14 protein-coding genes are annotated in these 18,978 nt (G+C 40.6%); 3 read left to right on the top strand and 11 right to left on the bottom strand.

Features of this window, described 5'->3' with window-relative positions; all coding sequences use genetic code 11:
- Positions 1-14: 14 nt before the first annotated feature.
- A complete protein-coding gene (locus JWQ85_RS19905; RefSeq protein ID WP_299471113.1) occupies positions 15-245 on the bottom strand; it encodes an AtpZ/AtpI family protein in 231 nt (76 codons plus the stop codon).
- Between the two features lie 170 nt (positions 246-415).
- Between JWQ85_RS19905 and JWQ85_RS19900 the strand changes: the two genes are divergently transcribed.
- From JWQ85_RS19900 to uvrC, 3 genes are all read left to right on the top strand, one after another.
- A complete protein-coding gene (locus JWQ85_RS19900; RefSeq protein WP_299471111.1) occupies positions 416-3,226 on the top strand; it encodes a tetratricopeptide repeat protein in 2,811 nt (936 codons plus the stop codon).
- 6 nt (positions 3,227-3,232) lie between these two features.
- The gene (locus tag JWQ85_RS19895) at positions 3,233-5,473 is read left to right on the top strand and encodes a transglycosylase domain-containing protein (RefSeq protein ID WP_299471109.1); all 2,241 of its coding nucleotides are present in this window, start codon (positions 3,233-3,235) and stop codon (positions 5,471-5,473) included.
- An 82-nt stretch (positions 5,474-5,555) separates the two neighbouring features.
- Positions 5,556-7,379, top strand: coding sequence for an excinuclease ABC subunit UvrC (uvrC, locus tag JWQ85_RS19890; protein ID WP_299471107.1), 1,824 nt, complete (start codon positions 5,556-5,558; stop codon positions 7,377-7,379).
- A 1-nt stretch (position 7,380) separates the two neighbouring features.
- On the opposite strand, the gene JWQ85_RS19885 is transcribed toward uvrC, so the two are convergent.
- The 10 genes from JWQ85_RS19885 to JWQ85_RS19840 form a co-directional block, all read right to left on the bottom strand.
- On the bottom strand, positions 7,381-8,925 hold the full coding sequence (locus JWQ85_RS19885; RefSeq protein ID WP_299471105.1) for a serine hydrolase: 1,545 nt from the start codon (positions 8,923-8,925) through the stop codon (positions 7,381-7,383).
- 39 nt (positions 8,926-8,964) lie between these two features.
- Entirely contained in the window at positions 8,965-9,942 is a 978-nt protein-coding gene (gldN, locus tag JWQ85_RS19880; RefSeq protein ID WP_299471103.1) for a gliding motility protein GldN, read from the bottom strand.
- Positions 9,943-9,948: 6 nt separating this feature from the next.
- Positions 9,949-11,466, bottom strand: a complete 1,518-nt coding sequence (gene gldM, locus JWQ85_RS19875; protein ID WP_299471101.1) for a gliding motility protein GldM — start codon at positions 11,464-11,466, stop codon at positions 9,949-9,951.
- Between the two features lie 33 nt (positions 11,467-11,499).
- On the bottom strand, positions 11,500-12,303 hold the full coding sequence (gene gldL / locus JWQ85_RS19870; RefSeq protein ID WP_299471099.1) for a gliding motility protein GldL: 804 nt from the start codon (positions 12,301-12,303) through the stop codon (positions 11,500-11,502).
- A 44-nt stretch (positions 12,304-12,347) separates the two neighbouring features.
- Positions 12,348-13,670: an SUMF1/EgtB/PvdO family nonheme iron enzyme gene (locus tag JWQ85_RS19865; protein WP_299471096.1), complete on the bottom strand. Its 1,323-nt coding sequence runs from the start codon at positions 13,668-13,670 to the stop codon at positions 12,348-12,350.
- 259 nt (positions 13,671-13,929) lie between these two features.
- Positions 13,930-14,694, bottom strand: a complete 765-nt coding sequence (locus JWQ85_RS19860; protein WP_256541760.1) for a uroporphyrinogen-III synthase — start codon at positions 14,692-14,694, stop codon at positions 13,930-13,932.
- A gap of 10 nt (positions 14,695-14,704) precedes the next feature.
- Positions 14,705-15,691, bottom strand: coding sequence for a DUF4271 domain-containing protein (locus JWQ85_RS19855; protein ID WP_299471092.1), 987 nt, complete (start codon positions 15,689-15,691; stop codon positions 14,705-14,707).
- 98 nt (positions 15,692-15,789) lie between these two features.
- On the bottom strand, positions 15,790-16,236 hold the full coding sequence (locus JWQ85_RS19850) for a DUF1569 domain-containing protein (protein WP_299471090.1): 447 nt from the start codon (positions 16,234-16,236) through the stop codon (positions 15,790-15,792).
- A 106-nt stretch (positions 16,237-16,342) separates the two neighbouring features.
- A complete protein-coding gene (locus tag JWQ85_RS19845) occupies positions 16,343-17,470 on the bottom strand; it encodes a hypothetical protein (protein ID WP_299471088.1) in 1,128 nt (375 codons plus the stop codon).
- 35 nt (positions 17,471-17,505) lie between these two features.
- Complete coding sequence (locus JWQ85_RS19840) at positions 17,506-18,612, bottom strand: hypothetical protein (RefSeq protein ID WP_299471086.1); 1,107 nt, start codon at positions 18,610-18,612, stop codon at positions 17,506-17,508.
- Between the last annotated feature and the right edge of the window lie 366 nt (positions 18,613-18,978).

The raw sequence follows: 18,978 nt of genomic DNA, 5'->3' as shown, positions 1-18,978 counted from the left end.
ACCTCATGATGGTTTCAACTTTTTACAGATCTGATAACAATGAACAATGATATAAACACCCCGGCAAGCGATAGTGCTGCTGTAACCCATTTAGTATCGTGGTGTGCAGCTTCATCTATTTTATAACCGGCGAATGCAAAGATGCCAATAATCACGATCATCTGGAACGCCAGGCTCGTATATTTAGCATATGCATTTAATGCTTTGCCTTCCTTATTATTACCGGGTTCCTCATTTTCTGCCATCCTGCAAATTTATTAAACCTATTGCATAATCTTTAGTATTTTAGCAAGGCATTTATAAACCTTAGCTGCAAGCAATCAATTTATTGTATAGCGGTTAAAATCAAATACAAACAAATATTCCATTGAGGCATACTTCTACCTTTTCTTTATTAAAACAACCTAAACTCCTTTTGTTAGCAATACTAATAGTTATTGCCGGGTGTTCGCTCGAAAAGAAGAGCGCGCTTAACCGTGGCTTGCAAAACCTTACCGCCAAATACAATATTCTTTTTAATGCTAACGAGTTGCTGCGCGAAAAACAGGAAGGTTATGAAGCCGCTTATGTAGACGATTACAGTGAACTATTAAGTGTTTACCGCGATACCGTTGCCAAAAGCGACGTACCCGATAAAGAGCTTGACCTTGTTAAAGCAAAAGCCAATACCATAATAAGTGTTAAAGAGCAAAGCCATTACCTGGGCGATGCCTACCTCCTGCTAAGCAAAGCCAATTATCTTGATGGTAATTATTTTGACGCGGTAGAATATGCCAATTACGTTATCCGCTCGTTTGGTAAGAACGCCGAATTAAAACAAGAGGCACTGGTTTATAAAGCTCGCTCCTTATTATACATCAATCAGCCTAATGATGCCAAAACTGCCTTAGATAGCGCTTTCCAAAACATCAACCCTAAAAAAAGGATTACTGCCGATGTTTATGCTACCAAATTACAGTACGATATAAACATACAGGATTATACAGATGCCGAGGCTATGGCAAAACTGGCCGTACAGCATAGTTACACTAAGGACAAGGAACTGCGCTGGACATTTATACTTGCCCAACTGCAGGAACTTAACCACAAACCGGCCGATGCTATAACCAGTTATGATCGCGTTAGCAAAAGCAACGTGATATTTGATATGGCTTTTAATGCTAACCTTAACCGCATCCGTTTAGAGGATAGCCAGAACGGGGTTAAGGTAAGCCGCCTTGCCCGTTTACGGTCGTTACTTAAAAATGACAACAATAAAGATTTTACCGACCAGGTATATTACCAGATAGCCCAACTACAATATACCGACGGCGAAATAGACAATGCATTAAAAAGCTACAGGCTGTCAATTAATAGCAGCACAAAAAATCAAAGCCAAAAGGGATTATCCTATTTGCGCATGGCCGATATCTATTTTAAAAACAAAGCCGACTATAGTGGGGCTAAAAAATATTACGATAGCTCACTGGTAAACCTATCCCCTAATTACCCTACGTACCACATTATTCAAAAGAAAAGCGAAAACCTGCAGGTACTGGCAGATAGGTTGCAGATCATATCCCGCGAGGATACTTTACAGATGCTGGCCAAATTGGATGAACCGGCCCGAGTGGCACGTATCGACAAGATGGTGGAAGCCCAGATACTGCAAACGCAACAGATAACTGCGGTAAGTGTAGCGCAAGCTAAGGGTGCCATCAATATAAATCAATCGCCGCAGGAAAGTATGCCCAATGGCGATAAATTTTATTTCAGTAACAGTAACGCTATAAGCCAGGGTTTCTCCAACTTTAAACGCGTGTGGGGTAACCGTAAGTTAGAAGATAACTGGCGCCGAAGCAACAGGGCAAGTAGCGATATTACCCAAAACACGTCTGCAGCAACACAAATAATTGATCCGGATGCGACGACAACAGATATTGTAAGCAATAATAATAATGCAGGTAAAGTTACTGCCGGCAACTACAGGCAAGATCTATTGCAGAACCTGCCGCTTACACCCGTGCTGCTGGCACAATCAAACAAACGCATGTATGATGCTTATTTGGATATAGCCAATTTTTATCGTGATGTATTAGAGGATAAAAAAGAAGCTATCGCTGCATACGAACTATTGTTAAGCCGTTTCCCTAATAATGATAATACAGCGGCTATATATTATAACCTATACCGCTTGTATAGCGAAAGCGATGCGGCATCGTCTGATAAGTATAAGAACCTGCTGGTAAAAAACTATCCCCAAACACCTTTCGCCAAAACTATCCTCGACCCTGATTATAGTAAACATTTAAGCGATGAGGATACCGGTTTTAGCACCTTATATAATAAGGTATATGATTTGTATGCAGGCAAGCAGTATCCGCAGGTTATTGTTGCTGCCGATGCTCTGCTGGCACAATATCCTAATAACAGGTTTGCCGCGCAGATCTATTATTTACGCGCCTTTGCCGCCGGCCACCAGGAACCGCTTGCACCTTTTAATAACGATCTGCAGCAGATAGTAACTAAATACCCTGCCGATAAACTGATAACCCCGCTGGTAAACCAGCACCTTGCATATATTACCGCCAATCAGGCAGAACTCGCCGCCCGTAGCATTGTAATATCTGACAGGGAAATTAACGACCCGCAATTTACTCTGCCCATTGTTTATCAGCAGCAAACAGAATTTAGGGTACCTGCCGAAAAATATGAGCCTGTGGCCGATGTGCGCAAGCCGGAACCAAAACCTGTTGAGCCTGTTAAAGAAGAAAAAGCATCGGCAATAACTGCAGTAACGCCGCCCGAGGTTACCAAACAGGCAGAAGTAATTGCCCCTCCTATCCAGCAAATCGCAAAACAGCCGGTAAAAGAAATGCCATCGATATTTAATATGCGCGATAGCACCAACTATTACTTTGTGATAAATGTAAGTACGGGCACAACTAATTTATCTTCGTCACGTTTTGGTATCGGGCAGTTTAACCGGGTTAATTTTCAAAACAATACCGTTAAACACCAGTTAAAAAGCGTTGGTGCCGATAACCAGCTGATATATGTTGGCCGCTTTACCAACATTACAAATGTTAAAGACTATGCCCGCGCGATTATCCCGCTGATGCCCGATATTATGAAAGTGCCAAAGGATAAATACAGCTTTTTTATCATAACACAAGAAAATCTGGATAAATTAGCCGACAGAAAAACATTGGATAGTTACATAGACTATTATCAAAAAAACTACTAAATAGAGATGATCAAGAAAGTTTCGCAACAGGATATAAGACGCTACAACTGGTATATATGGCGTTTATTTATTGTCTGTTTTTCATTTTTCGTTATCATGATACTGCTTATCGCGTTTCAGGTGTTTGGCCCGCTGCCATCTTTCCGCGAGCTGGAAAACCCTAAAAGCGATCAGGCGTCAGAGGTTCTCTCGTCAGATAAACAGATCATTGGCAAGTATTATATAAAAAACCGCACAAACGTTACCTATAAACAAATATCGCCCAACATTATAAACGCGCTGATCGCGACTGAAGACACCCGCTTTTACCAGCACTCGGGTATTGATTTTCAGCGCACATTCAGCATTGTGCTTTATAATCTTATAGGTAAAAAACAAGGTGGTAGCACCATTACCCAACAATTAGCCCTTAACCTATTCTCGGAACGATCACGCAATCCGTTTAAACGCGTTATTCAAAAATTACAGGAATGGATAACCGCTGTTAAGATAGAACGTAACTATACAAAGGAAGAGATTTTAACACTGTATTTAAATACGGTAGATTTTGGTGCATATAATACTTATGGCATCAGCTCGGCATCGCGTACATACTTTAATAGTACGCCCGATAAACTTACGCCAGAACAGGCTGCCCTTTTAATTGGGATGATAAATGGCCCGGGTATTTATTCGCCCATAAACCATCCCGATAACGCCAAAAATCGCCGTAATTTCGTCTTGAGGCGTATGAACGAAGAACATTATTTAAGTGATGGGCAGGCAGAAGAGTACAAAGCAAAACCACTTGGATTAAGCTTTAATCCTATTGACCATAACGATGGTATTGCTACCTATTTTAGGGCGGTGCTTAAAAAAGAAGTGCAGAAGATATTGGTTGATAAATCCATTTTAAAACCGGATGGCACCACCCCTTATGACCTTGACCGTGATGGCCTGAAAATATATACTACCATTGATGCCACCATGCAAGGCTATGCCGAAGAAGCGCAGAAAGAATACATGCGCAATTTGCAGGCACAATTTAACGCACACTGGAAGGGTATCAGTCTTTGGAAAGCCATTCCTACATTTAAGGCATTACTTGATAAGGGCATGCACCGGTCTGACAGGTACATTGCTTTAAAATCTCAGGGTGCATCTGACGAAGAGATCCGGGCCGATTTTAACAAACCTGCCAAGATGAACATTTTTACCTGGCGCGGTGATATTGATACGCTGATGAAACCTATCGACTCGATAGTATACTGTAAAATGATGCTGCGTAATGCATTAATGAGCATGGACCCGAAAACCGGCTACATTAAAGCCTGGGTAGGTGGTACCAATTTTGAGCATTTTAAATATGATCAGGTAAAGATGGGTACCCGCCAGGTAGGTTCAACAGCTAAACCCTTTACTTATGCGGTAGCCATTGATGACGGATTTTCGCCTTGCATGCAGGTACCTAACGAGCCCATCACTATCACAGGTTATGGAGCCGACTGGACACCACGCTCATCGCCAAGCGAAACGGTACCGGGTGTAATTACTTTACGTACCGCTCTTGCACGTTCGCAAAACTGGGTAACCGCCTATGTAATGAACGAGGTTAAACCTGTGCCCGTAATGGAGCTTATTAAAAAAATGGGGATAACCAGCAATGTGCCACCCTATCCATCAATATGCCTGGGTACGTTTGATGCCTCGGTGTTTGACATGACGGGCGCTTACTCGGCATTTGCAAATGAAGGTGTTTGGACAGAGCCCACTTACCTGCTGCGTATTGAAGATAAAAATGGCAACGTGTTATATAACAACTCGCCCAAAATAGTGCAGGCCATGAACCCGCAAACCGCTTATGTAATGACCTATATGCTTAAAGGTGTTATTGAAGAAGGTACCGGCTGGCGCCTGCGTGGCAAGTATGGTTTAACAAACCCTATAGGCGGTAAAACGGGTACAACGCAAGACAACTCTGACGGGTGGTTTATGGGTATAACCCCGCAACTGGTTACCGGCGTATGGACAGGTTGCGAAGATCGTGATATCCACTTCAGGTCTACCCGCCTTGGTGAGGGTGCCAACACCGCCCTGCCTATATTTGCGGGTTATATGAAACGTGTTTATGCCAACCCCGCGCTGGGTATTAAAAAGAATGTAGACTTTGTGCCGCCAAAATCTGGCGTAACCATAACACTCGACTGCGGCGCCTACAGTCAGCAGCAAAAAGGCACTAACGAAGTAGAGAAGAAGTTAGATTTTTAAGTTTGCGGTAAACAGTTTGCAGTTGGCTTATTTATAAATTTGCAACTGCAAACTGCCTACCGGCAACTGCAAACTTACACAGATGGAAAAATTCGATTACAAGGAGGCTTTAAAGAATATACCGCACAAACCGGGTGTATATCAGTATTGGGACAGCGAAAAAGCGCTGATCTATATTGGTAAAGCTAAAGACCTGCGTAACCGTGTAGGCTCTTACTTTAATAAGGATACCCAGATCAATGCCAAAACAAGGGTTTTGGTATCCAAGATCCGCAATATTACTTTTACCATTGTTGATACCGAGGTTGATGCCTGGCTGCTGGAAAACAGTATGATCAAGAAGCATCAGCCCCGTTATAACGTGATGCTGAAGGATGATAAAACTTATCCCTGGATCATCATCAAAAATGAAAATTATCCCCGCATTTACTGGACCCGCCGTATTATAAAAGACGGTTCCAAATACCTTGGCCCATACGCGTCTGTTAGTATGATGCATACCATTTTAGGGCTGATAAAGGAAACCTACCCCCTGCGTACCTGTAACCTGCCGCTAACAAGGCAGAATATAGAAAAAGGTAAATTTAAAGTTTGCCTGGAATACCAGTTGGGTAACTGCAAAGGCCCTTGCCAGGATTATCAGTCAGAAGCCGACTACGACCATAACATAAGCGAGATAACCGATGTACTCAACGGCAAGATTGGCAACGTTGTACGCAGCTTAAAAAGCGACCTGGACAAGGCTGTATCCGAGCTTAACTTTGAGCTGGCGCACCGGCTGAAAAGGAAACAGGACCTGCTGGAGAATTACCAGAGCAAATCAACCGTTGTAAATTCTTCTATTACCGATGTGGATGTTTTCAGCATCGCGTCCGAAGAAAAATACGCCTTTGTGAATTTCCTGAAGGTGATGAATGGTACCATTACCCAAACCCAAACTATCGAACTAAAAAAACGCCTTGACGAAACCGATGAGGAGTTGTTAACCATAGCCATAACCGAATTTAGGACAAGGTATAACAGCACATCTAAAGAGATAATTGTTCCGTTTGATATAGATCTGGAAGATGCCAGGTTAAAATTCACGGTACCTAAGCTGGGCGAGAAACGCAAACTGCTTGATCTATCCCAAAAGAATGTGATGTTCTTTAAAAAGGAAAAGATAGACCAATACGAAAGGCTAAACCCCGAAGTACGTACCGAGCGCCTGATGACCTTGATGATGAAAGACCTGCGCATGAATACCCTTCCGCGCCACATCGAGTGTTTTGATAACTCTAACTTTCAGGGCAAATACCCCGTATCGGCTATTGTTGTTTTTAAGGATGGCAAACCATCCAAGAAAGATTACCGGCACTTCAATGTAAAAACCGTTGTTGGCCCTGATGATTTTGCTACAATGGAAGAGGCTGTGCTACGCCGATACAGGCGCGTACTGGATGAAGATACCGGCTTGCCGCAATTGATTATTATTGATGGTGGCAAAGGGCAGCTATCATCGGCTATGAAGAGCCTAAAGCTTTTGGGTATCGAGAAAAAAGTTACCGTTATTGGTATAGCCAAACGTTTGGAAGAACTGTATTATCCCGGCGATCAGTACCCTATGTATCTGGATAAACGGTCGGAAACATTGAAAGTGATCCAGCAACTACGTGACGAGGCCCACCGCTTCGGTATTACCTTCCACCGTAAAAAACGGGATAAAGGCACATTGGCTACCGAATTGGAATTAATAGAAGGTATAGGCAAAACCACCGCAGAAAAACTTTTGAAATACTTTAAGTCTGTTAAAAAAATCCGCGAAGCAACCGAAACAGAGCTGCAGGAAGTAGTGAATTTAAAACAAGCTAAAGCAATAACACAATACTTCAATCCATCGGTAAGTGATATAACAGGCCTGCAGTAGGCTATTGTATGGTTACAACCTTATGCTTTGCTAAGTATATTAACCGTAGCACTACTATTAGCAAGTTAAGAACGCCTGCCAGCCCAATTACCAATACAACATCCACATACATCAGTGTAATTTTCTGCATGTTTATTACCCTTCCGCTAAATACCGTTACTAAATAAGGGATAAGCAACAGCAAAATTATTGGCACAAGGCGGATAAGCATGTAAAGCCATGTTTTCCAGGCCGACCTTTTATTATAATTACGATACCATTGCTTCACCCTAAGTATGCGCCTTATACCCAATGTAAGTATGATCAACAAAAATAATACTATAGCAGTAGTATAAAGCCATGGCGGTAAAGAGCTCGTACTGGGCTTTTGTCCAGATACGATATCCTTTATGCCCTCTAAAAACGAATAGTAATCGGTCAACATGTTGGCGCCGCCGTTAAATAGCAATACTATACCATAACCTTTATCTGTCAAAATTATCTGCTGCGAGCTGTATGTCCACATTATGCCGCTGTGGTACAAAACATGGCCTTGTGGGTTTGCATGCCAACCCATAGCATAAGTAAAATTAGAGTTAGGAGGTGGGCTTTGCATAATGGCCATATACTTCTGCCCTAAAATAGCCGAACTATCGGCACCCTTAGCTTTCAATTGGTCAGATAACCATTTGGCCATATCAGCAGCGGTTGATACAATACCGGCATCTCCGCTAACAAACCAATCAGGTTCTTTAGTTACAACCGGCTTGCCTAACACATAGATATATCCCTGCGGAAGATGATGTGTGTTATCAAAAAACTGACTTACGTTTTCGGCATTATAAGTGTGCGCCATTTGCAGCGGACTTATAATATGCTTATTCAGGTAGGTACTAAATTGCTCATGGCTCACCTCCTCTACTATTTTAGCGAGCACCTGGTAATTGGGGTTGTGGTAATGAAAAGCTTTGCCCGGTTCGCTTACCAACTTTGCCGAGGTAAGATTTTTAATTACTTCATCTAAATTTTGGGGCTGCTTTTTTAGATTAAACTCCGGATAACCGGTATCACCCATACCGCTAATTTGATGTAAAACCTGCCTAACCGTAATTTGCTTGCCAAGTGGGCTGTTTATACTAAAAGCGGGTATATACTTTACAACTGGGTTATCCAGGTCTATTTTCCCTGCCTGTACAAGTTGTAACACCGCTGCCGCTGTAAATGCTTTACTTAATGATGCTATGGCAAAAGGCGTATTGGCACCTATTTGTTTATCATCAGCGGTTTTTCCGTATCCCTTTACTAAAACAAAGGTGTCGGAATGCACAACAGCGACAGCCAAACCAGGTATATTACTGTTTGCCAGCCTTTGCTTTATATAGCTATCTATCTCCTTTGATTTTGATTGCTGGGCGAATGTATTATCAGAAAATGCTTGCAATAATACAAGGCCGCATATCAGCCTCAAATACTTGTGGATGTAAAACAGCTTAAACTTGTGCATATAGTAAGGTACTAAGTATTTAATAAAGGTATTAGTTACTAAAACAAAAAAGTCAAAATCCATTGCTGAATTTTGACTTTTTTGTTTTGAATATCTTTTTAATTACTCGCTATATTTCCACAGGTCTAATTCATAATCAAGCAACGTTTTCTTGATCCTGTCAGATTCGTAGAGCTTATCAATACCTTGTGCGTAATCACGGATACGTTCGTCTTTATCGTTAGATTGTTTAACAATGTAACTGGTAAATATGCGCTTCACAAAAACATCGTCAAAGCTTAAGCCTGTTGCATCATTGTTACGGCTAACGGCTTCTTTAACGGCTAATATCGGCCTTGCTTCGGGGAAATAGATCCAGAAAGCGGGCTGATAATCAAGATCTAAACCGGCTGCTTTAGGTTTATACAAAGGGGCTATACCAATAATACGTGGTTCAAAAACTGAACGTTGCCTGTCAAAAACCCAATCTTCTTTAATTCGGAACTTAACAACGCTATCCGGATTAAACTCACCTGCGCGTACTTCAGAACCTATTTTGTTACCATCTTTATCAAACTTGTCAACTACAGCGCTATCTGCCATTTTACTACGGGCCTGCGCGCCACTTAATGGCTTGGAAAAGCTATCCCCGTTAGGGTCATCTTTTGATGCCGTTGGGTCATAAGCAGTTAATTCGCCGGCATCAATAGCAGCCATTAGTACATCTATTAACCTTCCCTTTGGCGATGCCAGGTATTGGTTCATCTTTTCGCGCAAATCAATTTCGCGCCAAACCCGTTTCGCGAACATTACATCGGCTTCGCGCAGGTTAGCGTAAGGTGTTACCTTGGCGCTTAATATGTTATTCTTTTTGTAATAACCATCCAGTGGGCGGTCAAAAGGTTTTTTCTTTGTTGTATCAATTGGCTGTATGCCCGCGTTTGCAGCGCCATTAGCACCTGCTACCTGTTTATCCGGGTTAACTTTTAAAGTAACCGGGGGTGGGTTTTTGGCTGCAGTTTTTTTAGTTGATTTCTTCCTTTGCGCAAAAGAAACACTGCAAGCCAGGCAAAGTACAATAATCAAAAATCTTGTCTTCATAACTTTTTAATTAGCCGATAATACTATCGCGTCAAGTCCACGCTGTGTGCCATCGGGCCCAACAGCAATTATATCCTGAAATACAACAGTTGTACCTGGTGTTACGGTGTTCATTACAGCACGCATAGCACCTGATAATTCACCACCGGTTGTGGTATAAGTAACAACATCCTGGCGTGGTTTTATAATTAACAGGGTAAACCTGGTAACGTTAAACTTGGCATCAAATTCAAAATTATCCAATTTAGCAAAAAGCCTGTCTTGTGCACGTATGTTAGCCGCGCTGGTTTTACCACCGCTTTTGCCCGCAAACATTGCTTTAGGATCCGGGATACGTTTTACACGAAATTCTGATGTTCCTAACACCATTCCTTTTTCGCCCAAAACTGTAACCTTTGCAATACCTAATGAACTTACGGTAGCGCTATAATGCCCGTTTGAGCCACTTACTGATCCACCAGACATACTAACTTTTATACTTTCTTTTGGAACACCCGGCGCAGAAACCGATAACGGATTTGGAACACCAATATATAGCACGTTCATCTTATCGGGCGAAACCACTGCAGATGGTTTTGCAACCATATAGCTCCCACTAATAGGGTATGGTTTTGGTGGCCCGTCTACTTGCTTAACCAGTAATTGCCCTGTCCAGTTGCGTATACCTTCGCCGCTCGCGGTTGTGGTATAAGTACCTACACCGTTTGATGTTGGTATGGGTGAGCCGCCTACGGTAATACTGGGGTTAGAGTTTGCATCATAGGCAGTTAAATATATCTCAGCTTTATAAGGCTGGCCTGATAATATATAACTGCTTGGTGCTACAGCCACAGCCCTAAATTGGTTTAATGTAACTTGCGCCTCATCCACCTTACCTAAAAGTTTTTTAACTACTTCATTCTCGGCGTTTTTATTATCCGCCTGTATTTTAGCAAGCGTTGTTAATGCAGCACCCAATGGGATACCTTCACCAAAGTAAGCCTCTTGCCATGATTTTTTCTGATAACCCGGGCGTGGCTTTAAGTCATTAGCGTTTAAAGAAAAGTTTACGCCTGCTGCATCTTTACCTAATAAAGCCAGCAATTTTGTTTTGGTAGATTCTATCTTCTCTTTTAACACATCACCCTTTTTGCCGTTTATCATCACTTCTGATGAAATATCAAGGCTTTCCCTTGCACTCACATCATCTATATCAGGATTAAAACCGCCGCCTTTTTTGATCATTTCGGCTTTTAATTCCTCAACATAAGCATTAAGTTCATCGGCTATTTTACTCGCATCTTTTGCTTTTGCCAGTAACTGGCCTGCTTTTTCAGGTTGTTCTTTTAGCTTGGTTGCTTCAAAAGCGCTATAAGTGGTTTTTAAACTATTGGTTACATTACCTCTTGATGCATCTAAACTTCTTGTAATATTCTTAAACGAATCCAGTAAACTATCCGGTACATTTAGTGCTATAAGCCCTAATAATACCAGGTATAGTATACCTATCATCCGTTGTCTTGGGGTTTCTTTACCTCCGGCCATTCTTTATATTATCTGTTTGGTATACTTAATATGTTAGTTAACCCTTGGTTGGTTCATAGCTGTAAGCATATTACCGTACACAGAGTTTAACGATGCAAGGTTTTTAGCTAAACGCCCAACTTCTTCTTTAAACTGTTTAGAATCATCTAACGATTCGTTAAAGTTGTTCATCGTTAATGACAGGTTTTTGTAGAAGCTGTTCATTGCTTTTAAATGCGCGCTCGAATCCTGTAACTCCAGTTCGTACACAGCATTTAATGAAGAAAGGTTTTTAGCCAAATTAGTTACCTGATCATGGTATGCTTTTGAATCAATATTTGTATTGGCCATTTCGTTTAAATTGGCTGATGCCTTTTCAAAAGAGTTGCTCAGATTGTCATAACTTGCTGTAGCTTGTTTTACTTTATTTGTAAAAGCAACGGTAGCATCGCCGGCATCGGTAACCTTTGATATACTGTTAACCTTATCGCCAAAGGTGCGCAAACCTTCGCCCAAACTGCTTATTAGTTCCGGGCCAATTTTAGCATCTTCCAGCATTTTATCTAAAGCTGCAGTGTTTGAAAAACCACTTGTAACTGCCGGCCTGGCAGATGCTTTTGGTCTCTCCCCCTCAAAGTCTGCACTCAGTTCCGGATATGCAAGCGTCCAGTCGATCTCTTTCTCTTCCCTTTGAAAACCAAGTATAAAAAACAAGCCAGCTTCTGCTAATAAACCTATCGAAATAAAAGTACCGCCATAAGGCCAGTGCTGAATTTTAAATAGTAAGCCTATAATAACTACAGTTGCTCCCCATGATACAATATTAGTGATTCCGTAAGGTTTCTTTTTCCCAGCCATAAACTTTAATAAAGATGATTTTTTGTATTAATTAGTTGTTTTGATTAGCGTTTGTCCTTGATATCGCGACCAAGGTATTGTGTTACACAGCGAAAACCAATGTATGATTTTGCGGTATCCTGATACTCGAAAGTACGGGTAGAGTTTTGAAGAAAATAGCCAATATCTTTCCATGAACCGCCACGCACTACTTTACGTTTCAGCACTTCAGGGTCACTTGTTTTGGCTTCATAATTAAATGTTGGTGCAAGGTCATGTACAAAGGTGGATGCAGACTCGTCATAAGCAGATGATGTCCATTCTGCTACGTTACCTGCCATGTTATACAATCCAAAATCATTTGGGAAATACGACCTGACGTTTACCGTATATGCACCGCCATCATCGGTATAGTTACCACGGCCCGGTTTAAAGTTGGCCATTAAACATCCTTTGGCATTTTTAATGTAAGGGCCGCCCCAAGGGTAATCGGTACCTATCCTGCCACCACGTGCGGCGTATTCAAACTCAGCATCGTTAGGTAATGCATAAGGCAGGTTATGCGGTATTTTGCGGGCATCTTTTGCACCTTCACTTAAACGTGTGCGCCATGCGGTAAATGCCCTTGCCTGGCGCCAGGTAACACCCACAACAGGGTAGTTACGGTATGCCGGATGAGAGAAATAACCCTCAACCATTGGCTCATTGGCAGCGTACGAAAAATCGTTTAGCCAAACCAGTGTATCCGGGTAAACACCTACTGTGTCACGTAAAATAAAATCAGAACGTTTTTTTGTTTTATCGTTACGGAAGTTTGAAGCCTCACGTAAGGTTAATAAAGCATAGTTGTATTTTAACATGCGTACATCTATCTCGTTACGGTCAAACACACGGTCATCTCCCTGATAATACAAGCCTTGTAATTTTGTAGCGTTAGCAGCAGCATTTTTACCACGTGTGCTAAACACCGGGTTACTTGCAACATATTTCCAGTTAATGTATTTTCTGCCATTTGGGTCGGCAGCTGCACCTTTTTTAGGTTGCAGGTAATACTTTGGATCGTTTAAGTAGTTAGTAATGGCAATAGAATCGCGAACCCAAAACACAAATTGTTTGTATTTGCTGTTCGATATTTCTGTTTCATCCATAAAAAATGGGGGTACAGTAACCTGTTTGGTTTGCGATGTTTGTGCAAAGGTTACATCCTGATCGGTTTGGCCCATTAAAAATGTACCACCTTTAATATACACCATGTTTAGGGGAGTTGTAGCCCTAAAAGAACGTTGCTTTACCCCTGTAACCTCACCATTATTTCCGCCACCGCCTATACCGCAACCAGTTAATATAGTACCGGCCAAAACTATTATTAAAAAGTATATTTGTTTCATTTTGTATCCAAAATCAGTAATATGCTGTCTATGTTTCTGCAACAGAACGCACCCCCGAATATATCACTTTTACACTAACCAAAACGAAAATATGTTTTTTAACCTTAATAAATGCTTTATTAGTGAAAAAAAAACGCATTTTTTATTTTGCGTAAAATGAAGAGAGTCAGTAAAAATATTTCTTTTAGTATATAAATACTTTCACCGTTATACGCTAAAATTTTAAGAAATGTTGCAGTAACTCAACAGTTAAATTAAATTATTTGTTGGCTTGTTTAACATACTGGTCAATTGCCATGGTCATTGAAGGCGCTCCTGGCGTTGGGGCTGGTATGTCTAAAATTAAGCCTGCCTCCAGTACTGCTTTGTGTGTAGTGGCCCCAAAAGCCGCAATACGGGTGTTATTCTGCTTAAAATTGGGGAAGTTCTTGTATAAAGATTGAATGCTTGAAGGGCTAAAGAAAGCGATAACATCATAAAACACTTCGGCCAGGTCGCTTAGATCGCTGCATACCGTGCGGAATAATACCGCCGGGGTAAAATCATAGCCATTATCCAGCAAAAACTTTTGGGTTTCTTCGGCGGCTACATCAGAGCAGGGATAAAGGAATTTTTCGGCCGAATGTTTTTTCAATACCTCTGCAAGATCAGCAGCGGTTTGTTTGCCAAAAAATATTTTACGTTTACGATATTGAATGTATTTCTGAAGATAAAGGGCAATGGTTTCTGAAAGGCAGAAATATTTCATTTCTACCGGTACTTCAAAACGCATCTCTTCGCAAATGCGGAAGAAGTGATCAGCAGAGTTACGGCTTGTAAAAATCACCGCGGTAAAATCAGCCAAATTAATTTTTTCCTTCCGGAAATCCTTAGCAGGCACACCTTCAACGTGAATAAACGACCTAAAGTCAATTTTTAAATTAAGCTTTTTGGCCAATTCAGCGTAGGGATTCTTGTCATTCTCAGGTTTTGGCAGAGTAACTAAAATACTCTTAACCTTTTTCTTTCTATCTTCCAATGCCATGCGTAAATTACTACCTAAATCCAATATTAAGTGCCTTAATCAAAATCAATATGGGGCAAATTTCGAGGGCACAAAGATAGATAAATAAATAAAATTTATGAAATCGAAAGTTAGAAATAATACTTACGCTACTGCGCAGGTACTGCCATATGAAGATAATTATCACAAACAGCAGCGTTATTGCAAGTAAAAAGGGAATAAACTTATCCGCTATTAAACTAAAACATAACGCTACGGGCAAAAAAACAAAGGCAATGTTAAAATACGTAAGCGACAAAGTCGATATATATTCGTTTACCAATTTGTTAATATCAAACACAAAACCTAAAAGTTTTAATACCAGAAACTTACTTGCAAACAATGCTATTATTACAAATGACAGGGTAATAAAGAGTTGAAAACCGCCTATTGTGTAATAAACTTTGTAGTAACTGGTGGTAAGCAGGTACAGGAACAGCCCAAAAGTGAACCCAAATAACAAAAACAAAGCGATGAATGTCCATACGTTAATGGGGCTATCTTCTTTACCGGCCTGGCTTATAGCTTTACGGTTGTAAAATGATTGAAAAACATTGCTCATATCCTTACTTGAAGAGATATTAAGGGCCGATGTAAAAAGCAGCAGCAGTATAATTACAACAATAACCCAGGCATCCCGTGATGGGCGGGTACGGCCATAACCCTGTATTACTTTTGATTTCGCGGAAAGGCTAAGGTATAAGTCGCCTTTATAAGCATTGGCTTTTAACAAGCTATCCACAAATAAGTTAGGGCGTTGCGGGTCTGGCGCTTCAATATACAGCATGGCCAACGAATCTGAAACAAATTGCTCCCTGTTGGCTGTAGCGTGGGCAACCGAATCTAAAAAAGGCATAGGGCCTTTATAACGGGGGCGATTAAAAACACTATCAGGCATTGTGTTCACTGTATCCACCTGCGCATATGCCTTGGTATACCCGGTAACTACAATAAATAAAAAGCAAATAAACCAACGCATGTATAAAAGCCGTATAAGCTGCAAATTTACCTTATTTATAGTGGCTTATGCAAAACTTAATTTGCTTGTATCTACTGCAGAATGGCCGGCATATCCAATTAACCCTTAAATTGCCGAAGGTGGTGATCAGTATGTTTATAAACTAAATAGCCAATTTGTTCTTTAGCTATCTTTCCAAAAAAGGGATGAGTAATCTCATAATCGGGCAAAAATCCGTATTGTTCAATTAATACTATCCAGTTCTTTTTCTCTGCTGCGATATCGCCCTGGCTTTCTTTTATGATAAGCCCCGGATCTGACGGCATATTTCGCTTTAGTGGAGATTCATCTCTAATTAAGGTTTTTAAAGCCCACTTGCCAAATATATATCCAAGAAATACCCGCTTAAACGGTTTCTTCCCAAGCATCATATCCTCGTAAACAGTACAATGTTTTATCATTTGATAGGCGGTCATTTTCCCCCATTCAGCACTGTTATTGCCGTTGAGCGAATTGATTCTGCTAATCAATTCATCTCTTGTTGTTTTATCAAATATTGTTTTCACCTTTACCTGTAATTATTAACAAACATACGGCATTACAGTTAATAAAACAGGTGCTTACAATGACAACTTAAGGGGGTGAATGCGACAAATATTTATTAATTCACTCTCAGTGAAGGGCTATCTTCCTTATCTTATGTTCAACTGTATTTGAAAAATATAATGTATCATTAACAGCAGCAAAACCAGTTGGGAAAAGCAGACCATCTGCCGGCAGAAAGGGATCGTCCCTGTCCTCTTTTTGGTAATAATTTAAAGCTAATAATTCCTGATAAACACCTTCGGTAGTCCACTTGTTTACAGAAAAGTAAAATTGCTGTTTAAACCCTACAGCCGAATTTACACAGCCATATAAATTCCCCAATTGGTCAACCGTTGTCTGCGTAATGGTAGTGAAATAGTCACTGTCATAATATGAATCCAATATAACAATTAATTTAACCTCACCTTTAGGCGTTACTTTCCTGATAATAGCATAATATCCTCCTGTTACATATAAATTATCATCCTTATCAATACTTAAAAATCCAGGGCGGTCAAATTCAGCATTTGCTCCTATACCGTCTTTGGGTAACCCGTCGTATTGATTGAAAGAATCACCTCCGCCCGCAACAAGTGTTATTTTATTATTTGAGAGCATCCGAAGGTCATTGTACCCTTTATCTAAAATAAAAAGACAGCCGGTTTTATTTAAGGCAAGCCCTGTAGGTTGAAGAAAAGTTGCCTCAAGTGCAGGCCCATATTTACGCGGATATGATGCATCGCTACCCGCTACAACCTTAACTTTTTGGCCATCGGCGCTAATTTTTTTTATTTGATTTCGCTGTGAGATATAAACACCCCCATCTTTATCTACTGCCATTCCTGTAATATCGGCATCCTGCCCTGCTACCTTATAAAAAGTAGTAACTACACCCAGGCAGCTAATTTTTCTTATGCTGCGATTTACAGGAGTTCCTCCTGCTTCAAGGTAAAATGAGGCATCATACACATATAATGATTTATCGGGCCCTACAGAAATAAATGTAGGGCAATCAAATCGTGCTTGTAAAGCCGGCCCATCAACAGATCCCCGTGTACTTCCTGCATGAACTAAAATTTGATCCGGGTCAACTAAGGTTTCAATCCCGGCCTTGCTATCTTTTACAGGTTTTACCGTTTCTACTTTTTTACATGCGGGCGCTACAAAAAGAAGTAATAAAACTCCTAATTTTAATACTAAACAGCTGGCTTTCATAATGATGGTTTTTTATAGATTATGATTTAACTATTCTACTTTAGTGCTATTTTCCTGATCTTATGTTCGCGTGTATTCGAAAAATATAACGTATCGTTAACAGCAACAAAGCCAGTTGGAAAAATTAAACCATCAGCCGGCACAAAAGGATCGTCCTGATCTTGCTTTTGATAGCTATTTGACGCTAATGTTTCCTGATAGACGCCATTAGTGGTCCACTTAAATATTGTAAAGGCATATTGCTCTTTAAATCCCACAGCCCAATTCCAACACCCATATAAATTTCCCGACTGGTCAACCGTTGTTTGAGTAATGACGCTCAAATAATCAGTGTCAAATCCATAGTCTATAACAGCGATAGTGGTAACCACACCTTTAGGTGTTACTTTCTTAATAAGAGCATAGTATCCTCCTGTTACATATAAATTATCGTCATTATCTATGCTTAAATAGCGGGGATTGTCAAATTCAGCATCTGTTCCTACACCATCCCTGGGTAATTTATCCGATATTGGTCGGGGAAATTCGATCCCGCCTGCAACAACTGTTATGATATTATTTGAGAGTTTTCGAATAATATTGTACCTGCTATCCAGGATAAAAAGACAGCCATCCTTATTTATGGCAAGCCCTGCCGGTTCAGCAAAGGTTGCCTGAAGCGCGGGGCCATCCTTACGTGGACCAGGTATTTCTCCACTACCTGCTACAACCTTAATCGTTTTGCCATCAGCGCTAATTTTTTTTATTTGATATCCCTGCGAGATATAAACACATCCATTTTTATCTACTGTCATTCCGGCAATGCGCTCGCGCTCGGTAAATCTGTAAAAAGTAATTACCATACCCGAGCAACTAATTTTTCTAATACTTAGACTTGGCAGTTCGGAATCATACACATATAAAGATTTATCGGGCCCTGCAGAAAGAAATGTCGGGCGAGAAAATTGCGCTTGTAAAGCCGGCCCGTCAGCAAATCCCGGTGTACTTCCTGCATGAACTAAAATTTGATCCGGGTTAACCAAGGTTTCAATATCGGCCTTGCTATTTTGCACAGGTTTTGCTATTTCTGCTTTTTTACAGGCGGGAGTTATAAAAAGGAGTAACAACACTCCTAATTTTAATACTAAACAGGTGGCTTTCATAGTGATTAGTTTTAGTAGGCATGTATATAAACCTAAAAAATATCTACCTCTCATTTTAACCATTCCCTAAATCGTTGTGTTTATGTATAAAATAACGTTATATGTGAGCATATTTTTACAGCCTTACGAGAAAATTTATACAGCATAAACCAATAGCTCAAGAAATTAATAATTGCAATACCTTTGCATCTATGGCCGGTATATACATCCACATCCCTTTTTGCAAGCAAGCCTGCCATTACTGCGATTTTCATTTCAGCACATCGGCTAAGTATAAAGATGAGATGGTGCAGGCTCTTTTGAAAGAGATAACCCTGCAAAAAAGCTACCTTACTAATGAAACCATCCAAACTATTTACTTTGGCG

The organism is Mucilaginibacter sp. (genome assembly GCF_028288105.1).
GTDB lineage: Bacteria > Bacteroidota > Bacteroidia > Sphingobacteriales > Sphingobacteriaceae > Mucilaginibacter.
This window is presented reverse-complemented; position numbering and strand designations above follow the sequence as displayed.

Bases quoted from the DNA above. Each gene is read 5' to 3' on its own strand.
- uvrC (WP_299471107.1), top strand. From the start codon at position 5,556: ATGGAAAAATTCGATTACAAGGAGGCTTTAAAGAATATACCGCACAAA.
- JWQ85_RS19855 (WP_299471092.1), bottom strand. From the start codon at position 15,691: ATGCGTTGGTTTATTTGCTTTTTATTTATTGTAGTTACCGGGTATACC.
- JWQ85_RS19860 (WP_256541760.1), bottom strand. From the start codon at position 14,694: ATGGCATTGGAAGATAGAAAGAAAAAGGTTAAGAGTATTTTAGTTACT.
- JWQ85_RS19845 (WP_299471088.1), bottom strand. From the start codon at position 17,470: ATGAAAGCCAGCTGTTTAGTATTAAAATTAGGAGTTTTATTACTTCTT.
- JWQ85_RS19865 (WP_299471096.1), bottom strand. From the start codon at position 13,670: ATGAAACAAATATACTTTTTAATAATAGTTTTGGCCGGTACTATATTA.
- JWQ85_RS19840 (WP_299471086.1), bottom strand. From the start codon at position 18,612: ATGAAAGCCACCTGTTTAGTATTAAAATTAGGAGTGTTGTTACTCCTT.
- gldN (WP_299471103.1), bottom strand. From the start codon at position 9,942: ATGAAGACAAGATTTTTGATTATTGTACTTTGCCTGGCTTGCAGTGTT.
- gldL (WP_299471099.1), bottom strand. From the start codon at position 12,303: ATGGCTGGGAAAAAGAAACCTTACGGAATCACTAATATTGTATCATGG.
- JWQ85_RS19905 (WP_299471113.1), bottom strand. From the start codon at position 245: ATGGCAGAAAATGAGGAACCCGGTAATAATAAGGAAGGCAAAGCATTA.
- JWQ85_RS19895 (WP_299471109.1), top strand. From the start codon at position 3,233: ATGATCAAGAAAGTTTCGCAACAGGATATAAGACGCTACAACTGGTAT.
- gldM (WP_299471101.1), bottom strand. From the start codon at position 11,466: ATGGCCGGAGGTAAAGAAACCCCAAGACAACGGATGATAGGTATACTA.
- JWQ85_RS19885 (WP_299471105.1), bottom strand. From the start codon at position 8,925: ATGGATTTTGACTTTTTTGTTTTAGTAACTAATACCTTTATTAAATAC.